This is a genomic window from Mycetocola miduiensis, from assembly GCF_900115155.1.
In the GTDB taxonomy this organism is placed as follows: Bacteria; Actinomycetota; Actinomycetes; order Actinomycetales; family Microbacteriaceae; genus Mycetocola_A; species Mycetocola_A miduiensis.
This window is the reverse complement of record NZ_FOVM01000009.1, coordinates 44,106-58,719: the sequence shown is the minus strand read 5'-3', so window position 1 is coordinate 58,719 and position 14,614 is coordinate 44,106. Positions and strand designations below refer to the sequence as shown.

The window sequence follows — 14,614 nt, the reverse complement described above, 5'->3', positions numbered from 1 at the left end:
TTAGCCGGGGTGCGTCATCGACAGCAGATCAAGGGCGCTGTCGAGCTGTTCTTCGGTGATGTCGCCGCGTTCAACGAACCCGAGGCTCACGACGGCTTCGCGTACGGTGATTCCTTCGGCGACGGCGTGCTTGGCGATCTTCGCTGCCTTCTCGTAGCCGATGATCTTGTTGAGCGGGGTGACGATCGACGGCGACATGCCGGCCAGGGCCGCCGCACGCTCGAGGTTCGCCTCGAGGCCGTCGATGGTCTTGTCTGCGAGCACGCGGGAGGCATTCGCGAGCAGGCGGATCGACTCGAGCAACGCCGTTCCCATCACCGGGATCTGCACGTTGAGTTCGAATGAGCCGGATGCTCCGCCCCACGCGATCGTTGCGTCGTTTCCGATGACCCGTGAGCAGACCATGAGCACGGCCTCCGGGATCACCGGGTTGACCTTGCCGGGCATGATCGACGAGCCCGGCTGGAGGTCGGGGATGTGCAGTTCGCCGAGTCCGGTGTTGGGGCCTGAACCCATCCAGCGGAGGTCGTTGCAGATCTTCGTGAGGCTCACCGCGATGGTCCGCAGCGCGCCGGATGCCTCGACGAGGCCGTCCCGGTTGGCCTGCGCCTCGAAGTGGTCCGCCGCTTCGGTGATCGGGAGTTCGGTGTCGTCCACCAGCAGCTGGATGACGAGCTGCGGGAAGCCCGCGGGGGTGTTGATGCCGGTGCCGACTGCGGTGCCGCCGAGTGGTACCTCGGCCACGCGGGGGAGGGCAGACCGGACCCGCTCGATGCCGAGGCGGATCTGGCGGGCGTAGCCGCCGAATTCCTGGCCCAGGGTAACGGGCGTTGCATCCATCAGGTGAGTGCGGCCGGATTTCACGGCACTCTTCCACAGCTCTGCCTTCGCCTCCAGCGACACAGCGAGGTGGTCGAGTGCCGGAATCAGGTCGTCGATGAGGGCGCTCGTCACCGCGATGTGCACCGAGGTGGGGAACACGTCGTTCGAGGATTGTGAGCAGTTGACGTGGTCGTTGGGGTGGACCGGAGAACCGAGGCGCGTGGATGCGAGGCTTGCGAGGACCTCGTTCATGTTCATGTTCGAGGACGTCCCCGAACCGGTCTGGTAGACGTCAATCGGGAACTGGCCGTCGTGGCGCCCGGCGATCACTTCATCTGCCGCAGAGCCGATCGCCTCGGCTATGGCTGTGTCGAGCACGCCCAGCTGTGCGTTCGCGGCGGCCGCAGCCTTCTTGATCCTCGCGAGAGCGGCGATCTGCGCCGACTCGAGCCCTGCACCTGAGATCGGGAAGTTCTCTACGGCGCGCTGGGTCTGTGCGCTGTACAGCGCAGAGGCCGGCACGCGGACCTCACCCATCGTGTCGTGTTCGATGCGGTACTCGGTGTTGTCTGACACGGTTTGTCTTCTCCTGGGGTGGTGGCGCTACATCGCGCCGGTGGACGTGGTTTCAAGGTTCCCGACGATGATGTCGGGCACTGCGGTCCCCTCGAGCAGTTTGTAGTTCGCTCCGACGATACCGAGGATGCCGGCGGCCACAGCGTCGCTGATCATCTCGGACCGCTCCAGCAGTTCGGCGACCGTGTGGCGCAGGTGTTCCCGGCCGACTTCGAACGCGTCTGCTTCCCAGGGGTTGACCTCCCGGGCTTTCGCAACCCGTTTGACAGCGGGTGTGATCTGCTCGATCAGGTTATTGATGTGAGGGGGCAGCGGCGTGGCATCCGGTGCGAGCGAGTCGATCGCCGCGCGGACGGCGCCGCACTGGTCGTGGCCGAGGACGACGATCAGCGGAACGTGCAAGACGCCCACGGCGTACTCGAGCGACCCGACGACCGAGTCGGAGATGACCTGGCCCGCGTTCCGCACGACGAACAGGTCGCCGAGGCCCTTGTCGAAGATGATCTCTGCCGCGAGGCGGGAGTCGGAGCATCCGAAAAGGACGACGTCGGGCTGCTGCTGGTTAGCGAGCGACTCGCGGCGTTCAACGTCCTGGCGCGGGTGGAGTGGCTCACCTGCAACGAAACGCGCGTTCCCCCGCAACATCACAGACCAGGCTTTGCTTGGACGGGAGGTAGGCATTATTCGCTCCTGTTCGAGTCGTTGGCGAGCACCTGGTCGGCGAGGGCGGATGCCACGGTGAGGAATTCGTCGTCGCTGGCCGTTCCGAACACGATGAAGGTGGATGCGCCTGATTCGGTGGTCAGCGCGTACTCCACGTTCCCCATGTCTGCACGCCCACGGTTGTCATAGACCGTCCACTCGACGCCGTCGACGGTGATCGTCGAGGACGCGGTCGACTGGCGCAGTTGCTGGGACACCCAGGTCTCATTGGCGTCGAAGCCCTGCGTGATGCCGATGTATTGCTGTGACGGGGTGATCAGGCCGATGTTCCAGGACGACACCCCTCCGCTCTTGTCGGCTTCGGCTCGGTTCGAACTCCAGCTGCCGGGAAGATCCGGGTTCGCGAGGGTGTGTTCCGACGAGGACTGCGCCTCGACGGCGACGGCGGCGTAGTCCACCTCAGCGACGAGCGAACTATCGGCCCGCGGCACCGCAAGGGCGATGATCAGGACGAGCCCGACACAGACCAGCAACGAATAGACGAGATTGTTGACGGTCTTGCGCTTGCGGTAATTGCGCGAGTTCTCGGCCTTGCGGTCGGCTGTCTCCTGGGGAGTTTCGGGGCGGCCGAGTTCGGCGACGACTCGCGGTTGGCGACGTGAGGGACTCATTCGGCTGGTTGCGCCTCGCTTGGCTGAGTGGCTGCGCGTGCGGCGTCGAGCCGGGCCTTCGCTCCGATCAGCCAGTCCTCGCAGCGGCGGGCGAGGGCTTCACCGCGCTCCCACAGGGCGAGGGACTGTTCCAGGGTCGGTGCTCCCTGCTCGAGTTCCGACACAACGCGGATAAGTTCATCCCGTGCGTCCTCGTAGCTGAGGGTAGACACCTCGCGGGTTTCTGGCATGGTCCAATCCTATCTGGGGTCTGCGAACGCCTCATCCGTCGCACCGTCGGAGTGGGCTGCTATCCGCCCGGCGGCGAGGGTGAGTGTGAAGGGGGTGCCGGCCGGGGCATCCGAAGCGGAGCGGAGAACGTGACCGTCGACGCCCTGGGCTATCGCATAGCCTCGATCGAGAGTCCGCTGCGGCGACAGCGCCCGGAGGTGGGAACGCAGGTCGCCGATCTCGCGGGTGGACCGCTCAAGAATGCGCTCGACGAGTTCGGTGCCGCGCGCGACATACCGCGTGAGTTCCTCCGCCCGGGTGTCGACGATCCAGGCGGCTGAGGCGAGGGCGGGCCGCGACCGCATCTGGCTGACGCGGGCCGTCTCGTGCTGCAGGTAGGTGGCGAGCCGGGAGCCCAGGCGTGCCCGGGCCTGGTGGATGCGATGGAGCTCCTCGGTCACATCGGGGACAACGCGCTTGGCGGCATCCGTCGGGGTTGACGCGCGCAAATCGGCGACGTCGTCGAGGAGCGGTCGGTCTGCTTCGTGGCCGATGGCGCTGACGAGAGGAGTGCTGCAGGCTGCTGCGGCTCGAACCAGCCGTTCGTCACTGAAGCCCAGGAGGTTCTGGAAATCACCACCACCCCGAGCGACGATGATCACGTCGACCGCCGGATCGGCGTCGAGCCGTTTGATCGCTGAGATGACTTCGGGGACGGTGCGGTCGCCCTGCACCGCGGCGTGGACGATGCGGAAGTCGACCGCGGGCCAGCGCAGCTGGGCGTTGCGGAGTACGTCTTTCTCGGCGTCGGAATCCTTGCCGGTGACCAGTCCGATGCAGTGGGGGAGGAACGGCAACCGCTTTTTACGGGAAACGTCGAAGAGGCCTTCACTGGCGAGCTGGGTGCGGAGGCGTTCAAGCCGTTCGAGGAGGTCGCCGAGTCCGACGTGCTTCATCTGCAGCACCTGCATCGTGAGGGTGCCACCCTTGACCCAATAGTTGGGCTTGAGGAGAGCAACCACCCGGTCGCCGTGCTTCAGATCGGCAGGGATGCGTGCTTTCACGGATGACCAGATGGTGAAGCTCACCGTGGCGTCCTGGTGGAGGTCCTTGAGCTTGCCGTAGATGTTTCCGGCGGATGTTCCCCACTGGGCAAGCTCTCCTTCGACCCAGACCGAGCCGAGGCGGTCGATGTAGTCCCGGATTTTCACGCCGAGGAGTCCAACGGGCCACGGATTCTCTGCTGTGGCGGGCGAATCCGGCATCCGTTTGCTCTCCTTAGGGTCGTCCAGCATGCGCACAGAGCCAGCGGCCTAGAATTGAGGCGTGAGTGACGCAACAATTCGCCTGCCCATGCCGAGAATCCCCGGCGTGCGTTCGAGGCTCAAGGATACCCCGGTGGTCGGACATAAGCGGGTGCTGTTAGCTGCGCCCCGTGGCTACTGCGCCGGTGTTGACCGTGCCGTCATCGCTGTCGAGAAAGCTCTGGAGCACTACGGTTCGCCGGTCTATGTGCGCAAACAGATCGTCCATAACATCCACGTCGTGTCAGAGCTCGAGTCGAAGGGCGCGATCTTCGTCGAGGAGGTCGACGAGGTCCCCGCGGGAGCACACATCGTGTTCAGCGCGCACGGTGTTTCGCCTGCCGTGGTGAACGCGGCTGCAGACCGGGGGCTGCAGGCCATCGACGCCACCTGCCCCCTGGTGACCAAGGTGCACCGCGAAGCCGTGCGCTTCGCCCGCGATGATTTCGAGATCCTTCTCATCGGCCACGAAGGCCACGAAGAAGTCGAAGGCACCGCCGGTGAGGCGCCTGAGCACACCACCCTCGTCGGCAGCCCCGACGAAGCCGACACCGTGCAGGTGAAGGACCCGAACAAGGTTGTCTGGCTGTCGCAGACGACGCTCAGCGTGGACGAGACCATGGAGACGGTCCGCCGGCTTCGAGCGCGCTTCCCGAACCTGCAGGACCCGCCAAGCGACGACATCTGCTACGCTACCCAGAACCGCCAGGTGGCGATCAAGAAGGTCGCGAAGGATGCTGACCTCGTGATCGTCGTCGGCTCGGCGAACTCGTCCAACTCGGTTCGTCTCGTGGAGGTCGCTCTCGAGTACGGCGCCAAAGCTGCCTACCGGGTCGACTACGCGAGCGAGATCAAGCAGGAGTGGGTCGACGGCGTCGAAACGGTCGGCGTGACCAGCGGGGCATCCGTTCCGGAGGTGCTGGTGACCGAGGTCCTCGAAAGCCTCGCATCGGCCGGCTACCGTGACGTGCAGGAAGTGAAGACGGCTGAGGAAGACCTGATGTTCTCGCTGCCGAAGGAACTCCGCACCGACCTGAAGGGCGCCAAGGACAAGCGAGCGCTCGGCGGGCGGAACCGGCCGTGAGCGACGCCCCGCGCCCGCGCCCTGAGTTCGGCGAGTACGCGACCCCTGAGGAACAGCGCAAGGCGATCAAGGTTCCCCTTGACGACGCCGAATCGGTGCCCGTCGAATCCCAGCAGTCCCCGACGAGCCACATCACTGTGCAGGGTGGACCGACCTCGAAGGCACCGGTCGGGCGCGCAACGGACCGCCTGGCGACGATGAGTCTTCTCGGGATCGGTTTGTTGACGATTCTGCTCACGCTGCCGGCACTGATCAACCTGCCGAATTCGATCAACACGGCGTTCGCGCAGCTTGAGCTTGGGAATTACACATCGACGGCCCTTGGCTCGACCCTCGGCTGGACGGCCCTCGCCATCTCGCTGGTGCTCTGGGGTTTGGCCGCCTGGCTGTCGTTCCGCGCCCTCGGCAAGGGCCGGGTTGCCTGGTGGATCCCCCTCGTCTTCGGCGTGGTCGCCAACATCGCCGTCTTCATCTGCATCGCCATCGCCATGGCCGGAGATCCCGCGTTCAGCGAATACGTGAACCGGGCCAGCTGACCGCTAACTCGCCACAAGGCCACAACGAAAAAGACGGATGCCCCGACCGCGCTGGGGCATCCGTCTCATGAAATCGTGTGTGCTCAGCTGCGGGAGTGGCCGGCCGAGCCGAGCTGGCGGGTCGACTCGACGACCCGGGCGGCCATGGCGGACTCGGCGACCTTGCCCCAGGCGCGGGGGTCGTACAGCTTCTTGTTGCCCACAGCGCCGTCGACCTTGAGCACGCCGTCGTAGTTCTTGAGCATGTAGTCGGCGATCGCGCGGGTATACGCGTACTGCGTGTCGGTGTCGATGTTCATCTTGACGACGCCGTTCGCGACGGCTTCGGCGATCTCGGCGTCGGTCGAGCCGGATCCGCCGTGGAAGACGAGGTCGAGCGGCTTGGCGGAGGTGCCGTACTTGGCGGCGATGCCGTCCTGGATCTCCTTGAGCAGTTCGGGCTTGAGCTTGACGTTGCCTGGGGCGTAGACGCCGTGCACGTTGCCGAAGGTCAGGGCAGCCATGTACCGGCCCGTGTCGCCGAGACCGAGGGCCTCGACGGTTGCGATCGCGTCGTCGAGGGTCGTGTACAGGTGCTCGTTGATGTCGTGGCTGACCCCGTCCTCTTCGCCGCCGACGACGCCGATCTCGACCTCGAGGATGGCGTTGATCCCGCGGGTCCGCTTGATCATCTCTTTTGCGATCTCAAGGTTCTCGTCGAGGGGCACCGCTGAGCCGTCCCACATGTGCGACTGGAAGAGCGGGTTGCGGCCGGCCTTGACCTCTTCTTCGGAGGCGGCGATGAGCGGCATGACGAAGCCGTCGAGGGCGTCCTTCGGGCAGTGGTCGGTGTGCAGGGCGACCGTTACGGGATAGTTCTTGGCGACCTCGGTGGCGAACTTCGCGAAGGCGATGGCGCCCGCAGCACGGTTCTTGACGGTGTGGCCGGCGAAGTAGTCTGCGCCGCCGGTGGTTACCTGGATAATGCCGTCGGAGCCGGCTTCGGTCAGACCCTGGAGCACGGAGTTGATCGTCTGAGAGCTCGACACGTTGAACGCGGGATAGGCGAAACCCTTCGCCTTCGCGGTGTCAAGCATCTCTGCGTACTGCTCTGGGGTTGCGACGGGCATATCTTCTCCTTGACGAGATGGGAATGTCTTCGTGAATCAGTGTAGCGATCGGCCACTGAACGGCGGAGCCGCGGCGACAAGGCAGGATTGAACGGTGACCTCACCCAGCCTTCCCTCCGACGTCCTCGAGGGTTTCGCCCGCGCCACACGGAGCGCGGCACTCGCGACCGTCGACCTCCTCGGCTCGGGCAACAAACATGAGGTGGACCGTGTTGCGGTCGTCGCGCTCCGCGACGCGCTCTCGGGAATCGAAGTCGACGGGCTCGTGCTGGTCGGTGAGGGGGAGAAGGACGAAGCCCCCATGCTTCACCTCGGTGAACGTTTCGGCACCGGTGAAGGACCGGCCGTCGATATCGCCGTCGACCCGGTAGACGGCACACGGCTCGCCGCCGAGAGGCTGCCCGGATCGATCGCCGTCCTCGCGGTCGCAGCACGCGGCACGCTCTGTGACATCGGGCCGGCTCACTACATGGAGAAGCTGGTGACGGATGCCTCAGGGGCGTCACTCGATCTCACTGCGCCGCTGGCCGAAAACCTTGACAGAATGGCCGAAGCGCGCGGCGTTGCCGTCTCTGACCTCCTCGTAGCGGTGCAGGACCGGCCGCGCAACGCGGCACTCGTGTCGGCTGCCCGTGCCGTCGGTGCGCGCGTGGACCTCTTCGCCGACGGCGATGTCGAGCGCTGCCTGCTCGCCGCACAGCCGGGCACCGCCGTCGATCTCGTCGTCGGCATCGGGGGAGCGCCGGAGGGAGTCCTTACCGCTGCGGCGGTTCGGGCCCTCGGTGGGCACATGCAGGCGCGTCTCGCGCCCCAGCGTCGACGAGAGGCCGAACGGCTGAGGTCGGCCGGCTTCGACACGGGCCGCGTCCTCGGGCTTGCCGACCTGTGCGCCGGGGACGCCTGGCTGTTCCTCACCGCGATCACCGACTGCCGGATCGAAGCCGGCCGGGTGCTGCCCGGTGTGCGGGTTGAGGGCGCCAGCGCTATCACGTCATCCTGGAGCGCAGGTCCGGGGATCGTGGTCCGGAGGACGACGGCCCGAACCGCGCGGTAGAGCGGGCGCCTCCGACGGCCTCCCGCCGCGAACGCTGCGTGCACATCTGTGTGGTGCGTGGCTCCGCGGGCGTCCCGCCGATAGGCTGGAACCGTCCAAGCGAACCCGCCATCGCAACCACAGACGTTTTCGATAAGGACCATTGTGACCCCCGACACTTCTTCCCTGCTCGCCCACCCCGACCGCAACCTCGCCCTCGAACTGGTGCGGGCGACAGAGGCTGCTGCGATTCGCGCGACGCCGTACATCGGCCGGGGCGACAAACTCGCTGCCGACGGCGCCGCGGTCGATGCGATGCGGGCGTTTCTCGGCACCGTGAACTTCGACGGAGTCGTCGTCATCGGCGAGGGCGAGAAGGATGAAGCGCCCATGCTGTACAACGGCGAACGTGTCGGCAACGGCCGCGGCCCGGCCTGCGACATCGCGGTCGACCCGATCGATGGCACGAGCCTCACTGCCGCCGGGCGCCAGAACGCGCTCTCGGTGATCGCGGTGTCCGACCGGGGAACGATGCTCGACGCATCCAGTGTCTTCTACATGGACAAGATCGTCACCGGCCCGGAGGGCATCGGTGTCGTCGACATCCGCAAGCCGATCGGTGAGAACATCCGTGCCCTGGCGAAGGCCAAGGGCAAGAGCGTCGGCGATATGACGATCGCCATCCTCGACCGCCCGCGCCATGCGCAGCTGATCGACGACGTCCGTGCGGCCGGTGCCGGGACGCGCCTCATGCTTGATGGCGATGTGGCCGGCGGCATCAACGCCGCCCGTTACGAGACGCGGATCGACATGTGCGTGGGCATCGGCGGCAGCCCCGAAGGAATCGTGACCGCATGTGCCGTGAAGGCGCTGGGCGGGCTTATCCAGGGCATCATGGCGCCGAAAGATGACGTCGAACGCCAGAAGGGCATCGACGCCGGCCTCAAGATGGACTACGTCTACGAAGCGGATGAACTCGTCAACAGTGACAACACGTTCTTCGTGGCGACGGGTGTCACCGACGGCGGCCTGGTCGACGGTGTGCGTCGCATGGGTCCGATCATCCGCACGCAGAGCGTCGTTCTGCGCTCCAAGTCCGGCACGATCCGACGCATCGGAGCGGATCACCTCGCCGCCAAGTGGCTCTAGACGCTCCTACCCGCCTCCTCGGTCGGTAATGGCTGAAGTTCGGCAAAAACTGCAACCGTTATCGACCGAGAAGCGCTGCGTTCAACCGTTATCGACGGAGCAACTCAACGCTCGTCAGGTACCTCGGCTGTCGACCGCGCGCGGACGTCGGCGCGTTCGCGAACATCGGCGGGGATCGAGCTTTCGCCACCGAGGGAAACACGCGGTAACCCACCGCTGTGCTCCAGCTCCAGCTCACTGGCCAGCTCGACTGCAGCCAGATCGCGGGCGGTGTCTTCGAGGGGAAGCAGCGCAGGGATGGTTTTTGACTCATCGAGCACGTTGAGCTTGCGTGCCGAGGGCAGCACCTGGCGTTCCAGCGACCCCACGAAGCGGTTGTAGTCGCTGACCGTCGCCTTCACCGACCGGCCGAGCTTGTCGATGTGCCCAGCCATCGTCGCGAGCCGGCCGTAGAGTTCGCGGCTGAGATCGAAGAGGGTCTTCGCCTCCTGTGAGACGACATCCTGCTGCCAGCTGAACGCCACCGTCTTCAGCACCGACCAGAGCGTCACCGGCGACGAGAGGGCAACCCGTTTGCTGAATGCGAACTCCATGATGGTCGGGTCGGCTTCGAGCGCACTCGACACGAGCGACTCGCTCGGAATGAACGCGATGACCATCTCGGGGCTCGCGTCGAGACCGTCCCAGTAGGTTTTGCTGCCCAGCGCGATGATGTGGTCGCGAACAGCCTTCACGTGCGCCTTCATCAGCTGGGCCCGCCGGGCGAGTTCGGGTTCAGACGCCGTCAGCGGGATCGCGCTTGCCTCGATGTACGAGCTGAACGGCACTTTGGCATCCACGGCGATGCTCTTGCCTCCGGGGAGGTAGACGACCATGTCGGGTCGGCCCACACCGCTGTCTGTTCTGATGCTCGACTGTACGTCGAAGTTCACCCGTTCCAGCAGGCCGGCCGCTTCGACGACGCTGCGCAACTGGGTCTCGCCCCACACGCCGCGGGTCGAGTTGTTGTTGAGGGCGGCCGCGAGCGACTCGGCCGTCGAGCGGAGTCGCTCCTCTGATTCGGTTGCGCTCCTCAGCTGTTGTGCCAGCTCGCCGTGTTGCCGGCTGCGCTGCGTCTCGAGTTCGGTGACCTTCTGCTGCATCTCCTGAAGGCTCTCCCGGACGGGAGCCAGCGCCTGCAACACCCGGCTTTCGGAGCGGGCGCGTTCGGTCTCTTCTTCGCGCTCCCGGCGGTGCCGCTCGACCAGGTCCTGATACTGGTCGCGCTGGGCGTCGATCCGATCCTGGAGGGCGTCAGCGCGGGTCTCGGCCCGGGCGAGGAGCTCGGCGAGCTGGGCATGCCGCTCGGCCTCGGATGCCCGCGCGCGTGCGAGTTCGGATTCATGCCGCGCCTGGACCACCGGATCAACGGCATCCGCGGGTTTCCTGCGCCGGAGGACGACGAGGGTGGCCAGGGCGCCGAGCAGAGCGCCGAGGAGGACTCCGAGTATGAGAGCGGCGAGAGGATCCATGAGGCCAGTGTCGCACCCACCTCCGACACGGACGCAGCCGACACAGCGCGGCTCAGCGTACCGGGCCCGTGGGCGGGCGGATCTCGATACGCGGCCTCGCTGCGCTCCTGCGCTACTCGATCAGCGAAGGCGTCTGTTCTCGATACCATCGAGTAATGGCTTCGTGGCGCGTGTACCTCTTCCTCGTACTGGCGACCCTGTTCTGGTCCGGCAACTACGTCGTCGGCAACCTCGTCGCCGGAAGCATCAGCCCGCTCCAGCTCACCGCGATCCGCTGGGCAATCGCCGCACCGTTCTTGCTGGTCCTCGCCGTCCTGATCGAGAAACCGGACTGGCGGGCGGCGCTCCGGGAGTGGCCCATGCACGTGCTGCAGGCCGCCCTCGGCCTCGTCGCCTTCTGCCTCCTGAGCTACGTGGCGCTCGCGCACACCACCGCGCTCAACGCCGCGCTCGTCGGCGCCACCAACCCGGCGCTCATCGCCGTGGTCGCGGCCCTGCTCGTCCGGGAACGGATTCGACCCACCAGCGGCGTCGGGCTTCTCATCTCCCTCCTCGGGGTGCTCCTCATCCTGACCGACGGCCGGCTCCTCGAGGTGTTCACCACCGACTACAACGTCGGCGGCCTCTACATGCTCGGCGCGGTGGCCGTGTGGACCGCGTACACGATTCTGGGACGCACTCTGAAGACGGCGCCCGTGACATCCGCAGCGCTGCAATCGGTGATGGCCGCCGTCGTGCTCGCCCCGATTACCTTGCTCGTCGGTGGCCCGATCACACTCGACCTCGCCGGGTGGTGGGGGGTGCTGTACATCGGGCTGTTCCCGTCGGTGTTGAGCCTCATGCTCTGGAACATCTCGGTGAAGAAGATCGGCGCCGGTCGCGCTGGAATCTACCTGAACCTTATGCCCGTGTTCACCGCCCTGATAGCGATTCTGATGGGCACGCCGGTCACCCTCGTGCAGCTTCTCGGCGGCGCCCTGGTGATCGCAGGGGTGTGGCTGACCAGCCGCCCGCCGCGCGCCGTTCCGGTCGCGCCGGGGGCACAGATCGAGTTCGACGCAAGAGCCTCAGAGGTAGGCCCGGTACGATAGACCCTCGTGGCTCTAACTATCGGTATCGTCGGCCTTCCTAACGTCGGCAAGTCAACCCTCTTCAACGCGCTCACCAAGAACTCGGTGCTCGCGGCAAACTACCCGTTTGCCACGATCGAGCCGAACATCGGTGTGGTGAACCTGCCCGACTCGCGCCTCGCCGTTCTGGCTGAGATCTTCGGCAGCGAACGTATCCTGCCCGCCGCCGTGTCGTTCGTCGACATCGCCGGCATCGTTCGCGGCGCCAGTGAGGGGGAGGGGCTCGGCAACAAGTTCCTCGCCAACATCCGAGAAGCGGATGCCATCGCGCAGGTCGTTCGGGGATTCTCCGATGACGACGTGGTCCACGTCGACGGCGCCGTGAACCCTGCCGGCGACATGGAGACCATCAACACCGAGCTGATCCTCGCCGACCTGGAGACCCTCGAGAAGGCGCAGGCGCGTTTCGAGAAAGAGGTCAAAGGCAAGAAGCTCGACCCGATCGTGCTCACCACGGCTGAAGCCGCGAAGGCGTACCTCGACACCGGCAAGCCGCTCTCGAGCTCAGGGCTCGACCTCGAGCCGATCCGCGAACTCGGCCTGCTCACCTCGAAGCCGTTCATCTACGTCTTCAACATCGACGAGGGTGTGCTGCAGGACGACCTGAAGCTCGCCGAACTGGCCGCGCTCGTCGCCCCGGCGAAGGCGATCTTCCTCGACGCCAAGCTCGAGTCGGAACTCATCGACCTCGATGCTGAGGATGCCGCCGAACTGCTGGCGTCGACCGGCCAGACCGAGTCGGGTCTCGACCAGCTCGCGCGGATCGGCTTCGACACGCTCGGCCTGCAGACTTACCTCACGGCAGGCCCCAAGGAGACGCGCGCCTGGACGATCCCGAAGGGCGCGAAGGCGCCTCAGGCCGCCGGCGTCATCCACACCGACTTCGAGCGTGGCTTCATCAAGGCTGAGATCATCTCGTTCGAGGACCTCGTCGCGACCGGTTCGGTTGCGGAGGCCCGCGCCAAGGGCAAGGCCCGCATGGAGGGCAAGGACTACGTCATGGCCGATGGTGACGTGGTTGAATTTCGATTCAATGTGTAATCGAGTTCCGGCCTAGCGCAGCTCAAGCCCAAGTGGCACCTTCAGCCATTCGACAATGGCTCTAGGGCGAACCGCAGGAGTCTTCGCGCATCCAAAGCTGGACCAGATTATTGGACTGTGAATCTCAACTGGTGGCCTCGCTCGGGCCGGATCCACGCGGGCGTTTGAACTTTTCGGCCAACTGGCGGGCCTTGCCCTTGGCTTCTTGCTCGACCCGGGTTGCCAGTTCGTGCAGCTTGCGCAGCGGTTCCATCCCGCCGGCTTTCCCGCTATAGGACTCCTCGGCAGTTTCGACAAAAGGCACGACCCGCTCCACGCCTGCGACGTTGACGACGAACGCGGAGTCGTCCGGATTAAGCGCGATGCTAACCGGAACGGCGTCCCCCGTGTCAGGATCGATGGCTACGGCGTCGATCGCCAGGTCGACGTGGTCACCGTCCACGACCTCCGTGATGGCTATCTCAGTAAGCGGCCCGGACGTGACTGCCAGGACGAACTCCTCCTCGGCGGCTGACCGGCTCTGGTCATTGTTCATGATCGTCTCCTAGGTATCTGACGAACCAAACTCTACGCCTCGGACATTGGGTTGGCTACGGACCGAATCTTTCATCCGCACCGCCGGCGGCCGCGCCGATCCGGAGCCCGCCGCTGACCGCACTCCGGCCTTGCCGGTCTCGGTCAGCGCGTGGACGCAGCGGTAGAAAGTGTCATGGGCGTACGGCCGCTGGTTCACAAACTGACGGCCAGCGGGAGATCTTCGGCGCGGAGGATAGCCGTGTTTCACGCTCGCGCTGAACGAGGAACTCGTGACTCCCCCCACCCCCCCGAGGCGCGACGTTTGGAGACTTCGGAACGTGGTGGAGTTCCGCTTCAACGTGTAGGTTGCCCCGTCAAGTCTTGTGTTTACTGGGCCACCGGTGCTGCAGACCCACACCGCTGCCTGTCGCGCTCGGGCGTTTTCAGGCCAGTTCGTCCCCGACGTTGGTTCAGGACTGGACCCCGACCACGAAGCCTGCCTCTATAGCTGTTGCTGCGATGGCAGTTTTACGTGACATGCGCTTTGCTCCAGTCCCTCTGTTTCTTGTAGATGCGAAACACATTTCTGAAGTCGCGCATGTTTGCCCTGCGAAGAAAACTAGATAGAACGAATGCAACTACGAGACCCACGAACGGAATTGAACCGTCGACAGTCCCAGACCTGAACTAACGTTTGGTCGCACCTTACTATCTACGCAGAAAGTCCGCAAGGGGCAACGTGCAGAAAGCGATGTTCAGCCCCCGCTCGGCGCGCGCCCCCGCGCAGCGAGGGTGTCAAGCATCTTCACCACCGGGACACCGACGCCATAGGTGATGAAGTCACCAACCGGCCGGACTCCGATGCCAAGCAGTGTGCCCGACCCTTCCGCGTTCTTCAGACCCTTGGTGAGCGCCTTCCGTGCAAGCGCCGGCATCCGACCGGCCGGAACCACTTCGGCAACACCCGAGAAGGTGATCGTCGCCGCCGGCACTTTGATCCACGGCAGGAGCGGCACCCGTTTCGGAATCGCCACAGTGACTGACACCTCAGGACGAGCCGCGATGTGACGGGCATTCCACTGCTCGTCGCTCGTCGTGAACCAGAGCGTGCGGTCCACTGTGTACGGCATCACACCGGCCGTGCGGGCCTGGCCACGGGCGGAGACCATGCCCACCACCATGAAGTTCTGCTTCTCGAGGACCCGCCACACATCATCGGTCGTCAGTTTCGCCATGGTGCCTCCTGGGCGCTCGCGATG

At 65.4% G+C, this 14,614-nt stretch carries 15 protein-coding genes; 6 read left to right on the top strand and 9 right to left on the bottom strand.

The window, feature by feature from the left end; genetic code table 11:
• Genes BM197_RS14030 through xseA form a run of 5 tightly spaced genes read right to left on the bottom strand, consistent with a single transcriptional unit; the run spans position 1 to position 4,237 of the window.
• A complete protein-coding gene (locus BM197_RS14030; protein ID WP_090712629.1) occupies positions 1 to 1,398 on the bottom strand; it encodes a class II fumarate hydratase in 1,398 nt (465 codons plus the stop codon).
• 27 nt (positions 1,399 to 1,425) lie between these two features.
• Positions 1,426 to 2,079 (bottom strand): carbonic anhydrase, encoded by a 654-nt coding sequence (locus BM197_RS14025; RefSeq protein ID WP_090712627.1) that lies wholly within the window; start codon positions 2,077 to 2,079, stop codon positions 1,426 to 1,428.
• On the bottom strand, positions 2,079 to 2,732 hold the full coding sequence (locus BM197_RS14020; RefSeq protein ID WP_090712626.1) for a DUF4245 domain-containing protein: 654 nt from the start codon (positions 2,730 to 2,732) through the stop codon (positions 2,079 to 2,081). The genes BM197_RS14025 and BM197_RS14020 overlap by 1 nt, the downstream gene beginning before the upstream one ends.
• Positions 2,729 to 2,962, bottom strand: coding sequence for an exodeoxyribonuclease VII small subunit (locus tag BM197_RS14015; protein ID WP_090712624.1), 234 nt, complete (start codon positions 2,960 to 2,962; stop codon positions 2,729 to 2,731). Before BM197_RS14015 ends, BM197_RS14020 begins: the two co-directional genes overlap by 4 nt.
• 9 nt (positions 2,963 to 2,971) lie before the next feature.
• Complete coding sequence (gene xseA, locus BM197_RS14010) at positions 2,972 to 4,237, bottom strand: exodeoxyribonuclease VII large subunit (RefSeq protein ID WP_090712622.1); 1,266 nt, start codon at positions 4,235 to 4,237, stop codon at positions 2,972 to 2,974.
• Between the two features lie 58 nt (positions 4,238 to 4,295).
• Here xseA and BM197_RS14005 point away from each other — a divergent pair, with 58 nt between their 5' ends.
• Both BM197_RS14005 and BM197_RS14000 read left to right on the top strand, forming a co-directional pair.
• Entirely contained in the window at positions 4,296 to 5,330 is a 1,035-nt protein-coding gene (locus BM197_RS14005) for a 4-hydroxy-3-methylbut-2-enyl diphosphate reductase (protein WP_090712620.1), read from the top strand.
• Positions 5,327 to 5,866, top strand: a complete 540-nt coding sequence (locus BM197_RS14000; RefSeq protein ID WP_090712618.1) for a DUF6264 family protein — start codon at positions 5,327 to 5,329, stop codon at positions 5,864 to 5,866. The genes BM197_RS14005 and BM197_RS14000 overlap by 4 nt, the downstream gene beginning before the upstream one ends.
• Before the next feature lie 83 nt (positions 5,867 to 5,949).
• Here BM197_RS14000 and fbaA read toward each other — a convergent pair whose 3' ends face one another.
• Positions 5,950 to 6,975 (bottom strand): class II fructose-bisphosphate aldolase, encoded by a 1,026-nt coding sequence (gene fbaA, locus BM197_RS13995; protein ID WP_090712616.1) that lies wholly within the window; start codon positions 6,973 to 6,975, stop codon positions 5,950 to 5,952.
• A gap of 94 nt (positions 6,976 to 7,069) precedes the next feature.
• Between fbaA and BM197_RS13990 the strand changes: the two genes are divergently transcribed.
• Both BM197_RS13990 and glpX read left to right on the top strand, forming a co-directional pair.
• Positions 7,070 to 8,029, top strand: a complete 960-nt coding sequence (locus tag BM197_RS13990) for a class II fructose-bisphosphatase family protein (protein WP_090712614.1) — start codon at positions 7,070 to 7,072, stop codon at positions 8,027 to 8,029.
• A 144-nt stretch (positions 8,030 to 8,173) separates the two neighbouring features.
• On the top strand, positions 8,174 to 9,157 hold the full coding sequence (gene glpX / locus BM197_RS13985; protein WP_090712613.1) for a class II fructose-bisphosphatase: 984 nt from the start codon (positions 8,174 to 8,176) through the stop codon (positions 9,155 to 9,157).
• Positions 9,158 to 9,261: 104 nt separating this feature from the next.
• Here glpX and BM197_RS13980 read toward each other — a convergent pair whose 3' ends face one another.
• Entirely contained in the window at positions 9,262 to 10,668 is a 1,407-nt protein-coding gene (locus BM197_RS13980; RefSeq protein ID WP_090712611.1) for a DNA recombination protein RmuC, read from the bottom strand.
• A gap of 155 nt (positions 10,669 to 10,823) precedes the next feature.
• Between BM197_RS13980 and BM197_RS13975 the strand changes: the two genes are divergently transcribed.
• Positions 10,824 to 11,759, top strand: coding sequence for a DMT family transporter (locus BM197_RS13975; protein ID WP_090712609.1), 936 nt, complete (start codon positions 10,824 to 10,826; stop codon positions 11,757 to 11,759).
• Positions 11,760 to 11,765: 6 nt separating this feature from the next.
• Positions 11,766 to 12,839, top strand: a complete 1,074-nt coding sequence (gene ychF, locus BM197_RS13970) for a redox-regulated ATPase YchF (RefSeq protein WP_090712607.1) — start codon at positions 11,766 to 11,768, stop codon at positions 12,837 to 12,839.
• 124 nt (positions 12,840 to 12,963) lie between these two features.
• Here ychF and BM197_RS13965 read toward each other — a convergent pair whose 3' ends face one another.
• Both BM197_RS13965 and BM197_RS13960 read right to left on the bottom strand, forming a co-directional pair.
• A complete protein-coding gene (locus BM197_RS13965) occupies positions 12,964 to 13,374 on the bottom strand; it encodes a hypothetical protein (RefSeq protein ID WP_090712605.1) in 411 nt (136 codons plus the stop codon).
• 736 nt (positions 13,375 to 14,110) lie between these two features.
• Positions 14,111 to 14,590 (bottom strand): pyridoxamine 5'-phosphate oxidase family protein, encoded by a 480-nt coding sequence (locus BM197_RS13960; protein WP_177216848.1) that lies wholly within the window; start codon positions 14,588 to 14,590, stop codon positions 14,111 to 14,113.
• Positions 14,591 to 14,614 lie beyond the last annotated feature (24 nt).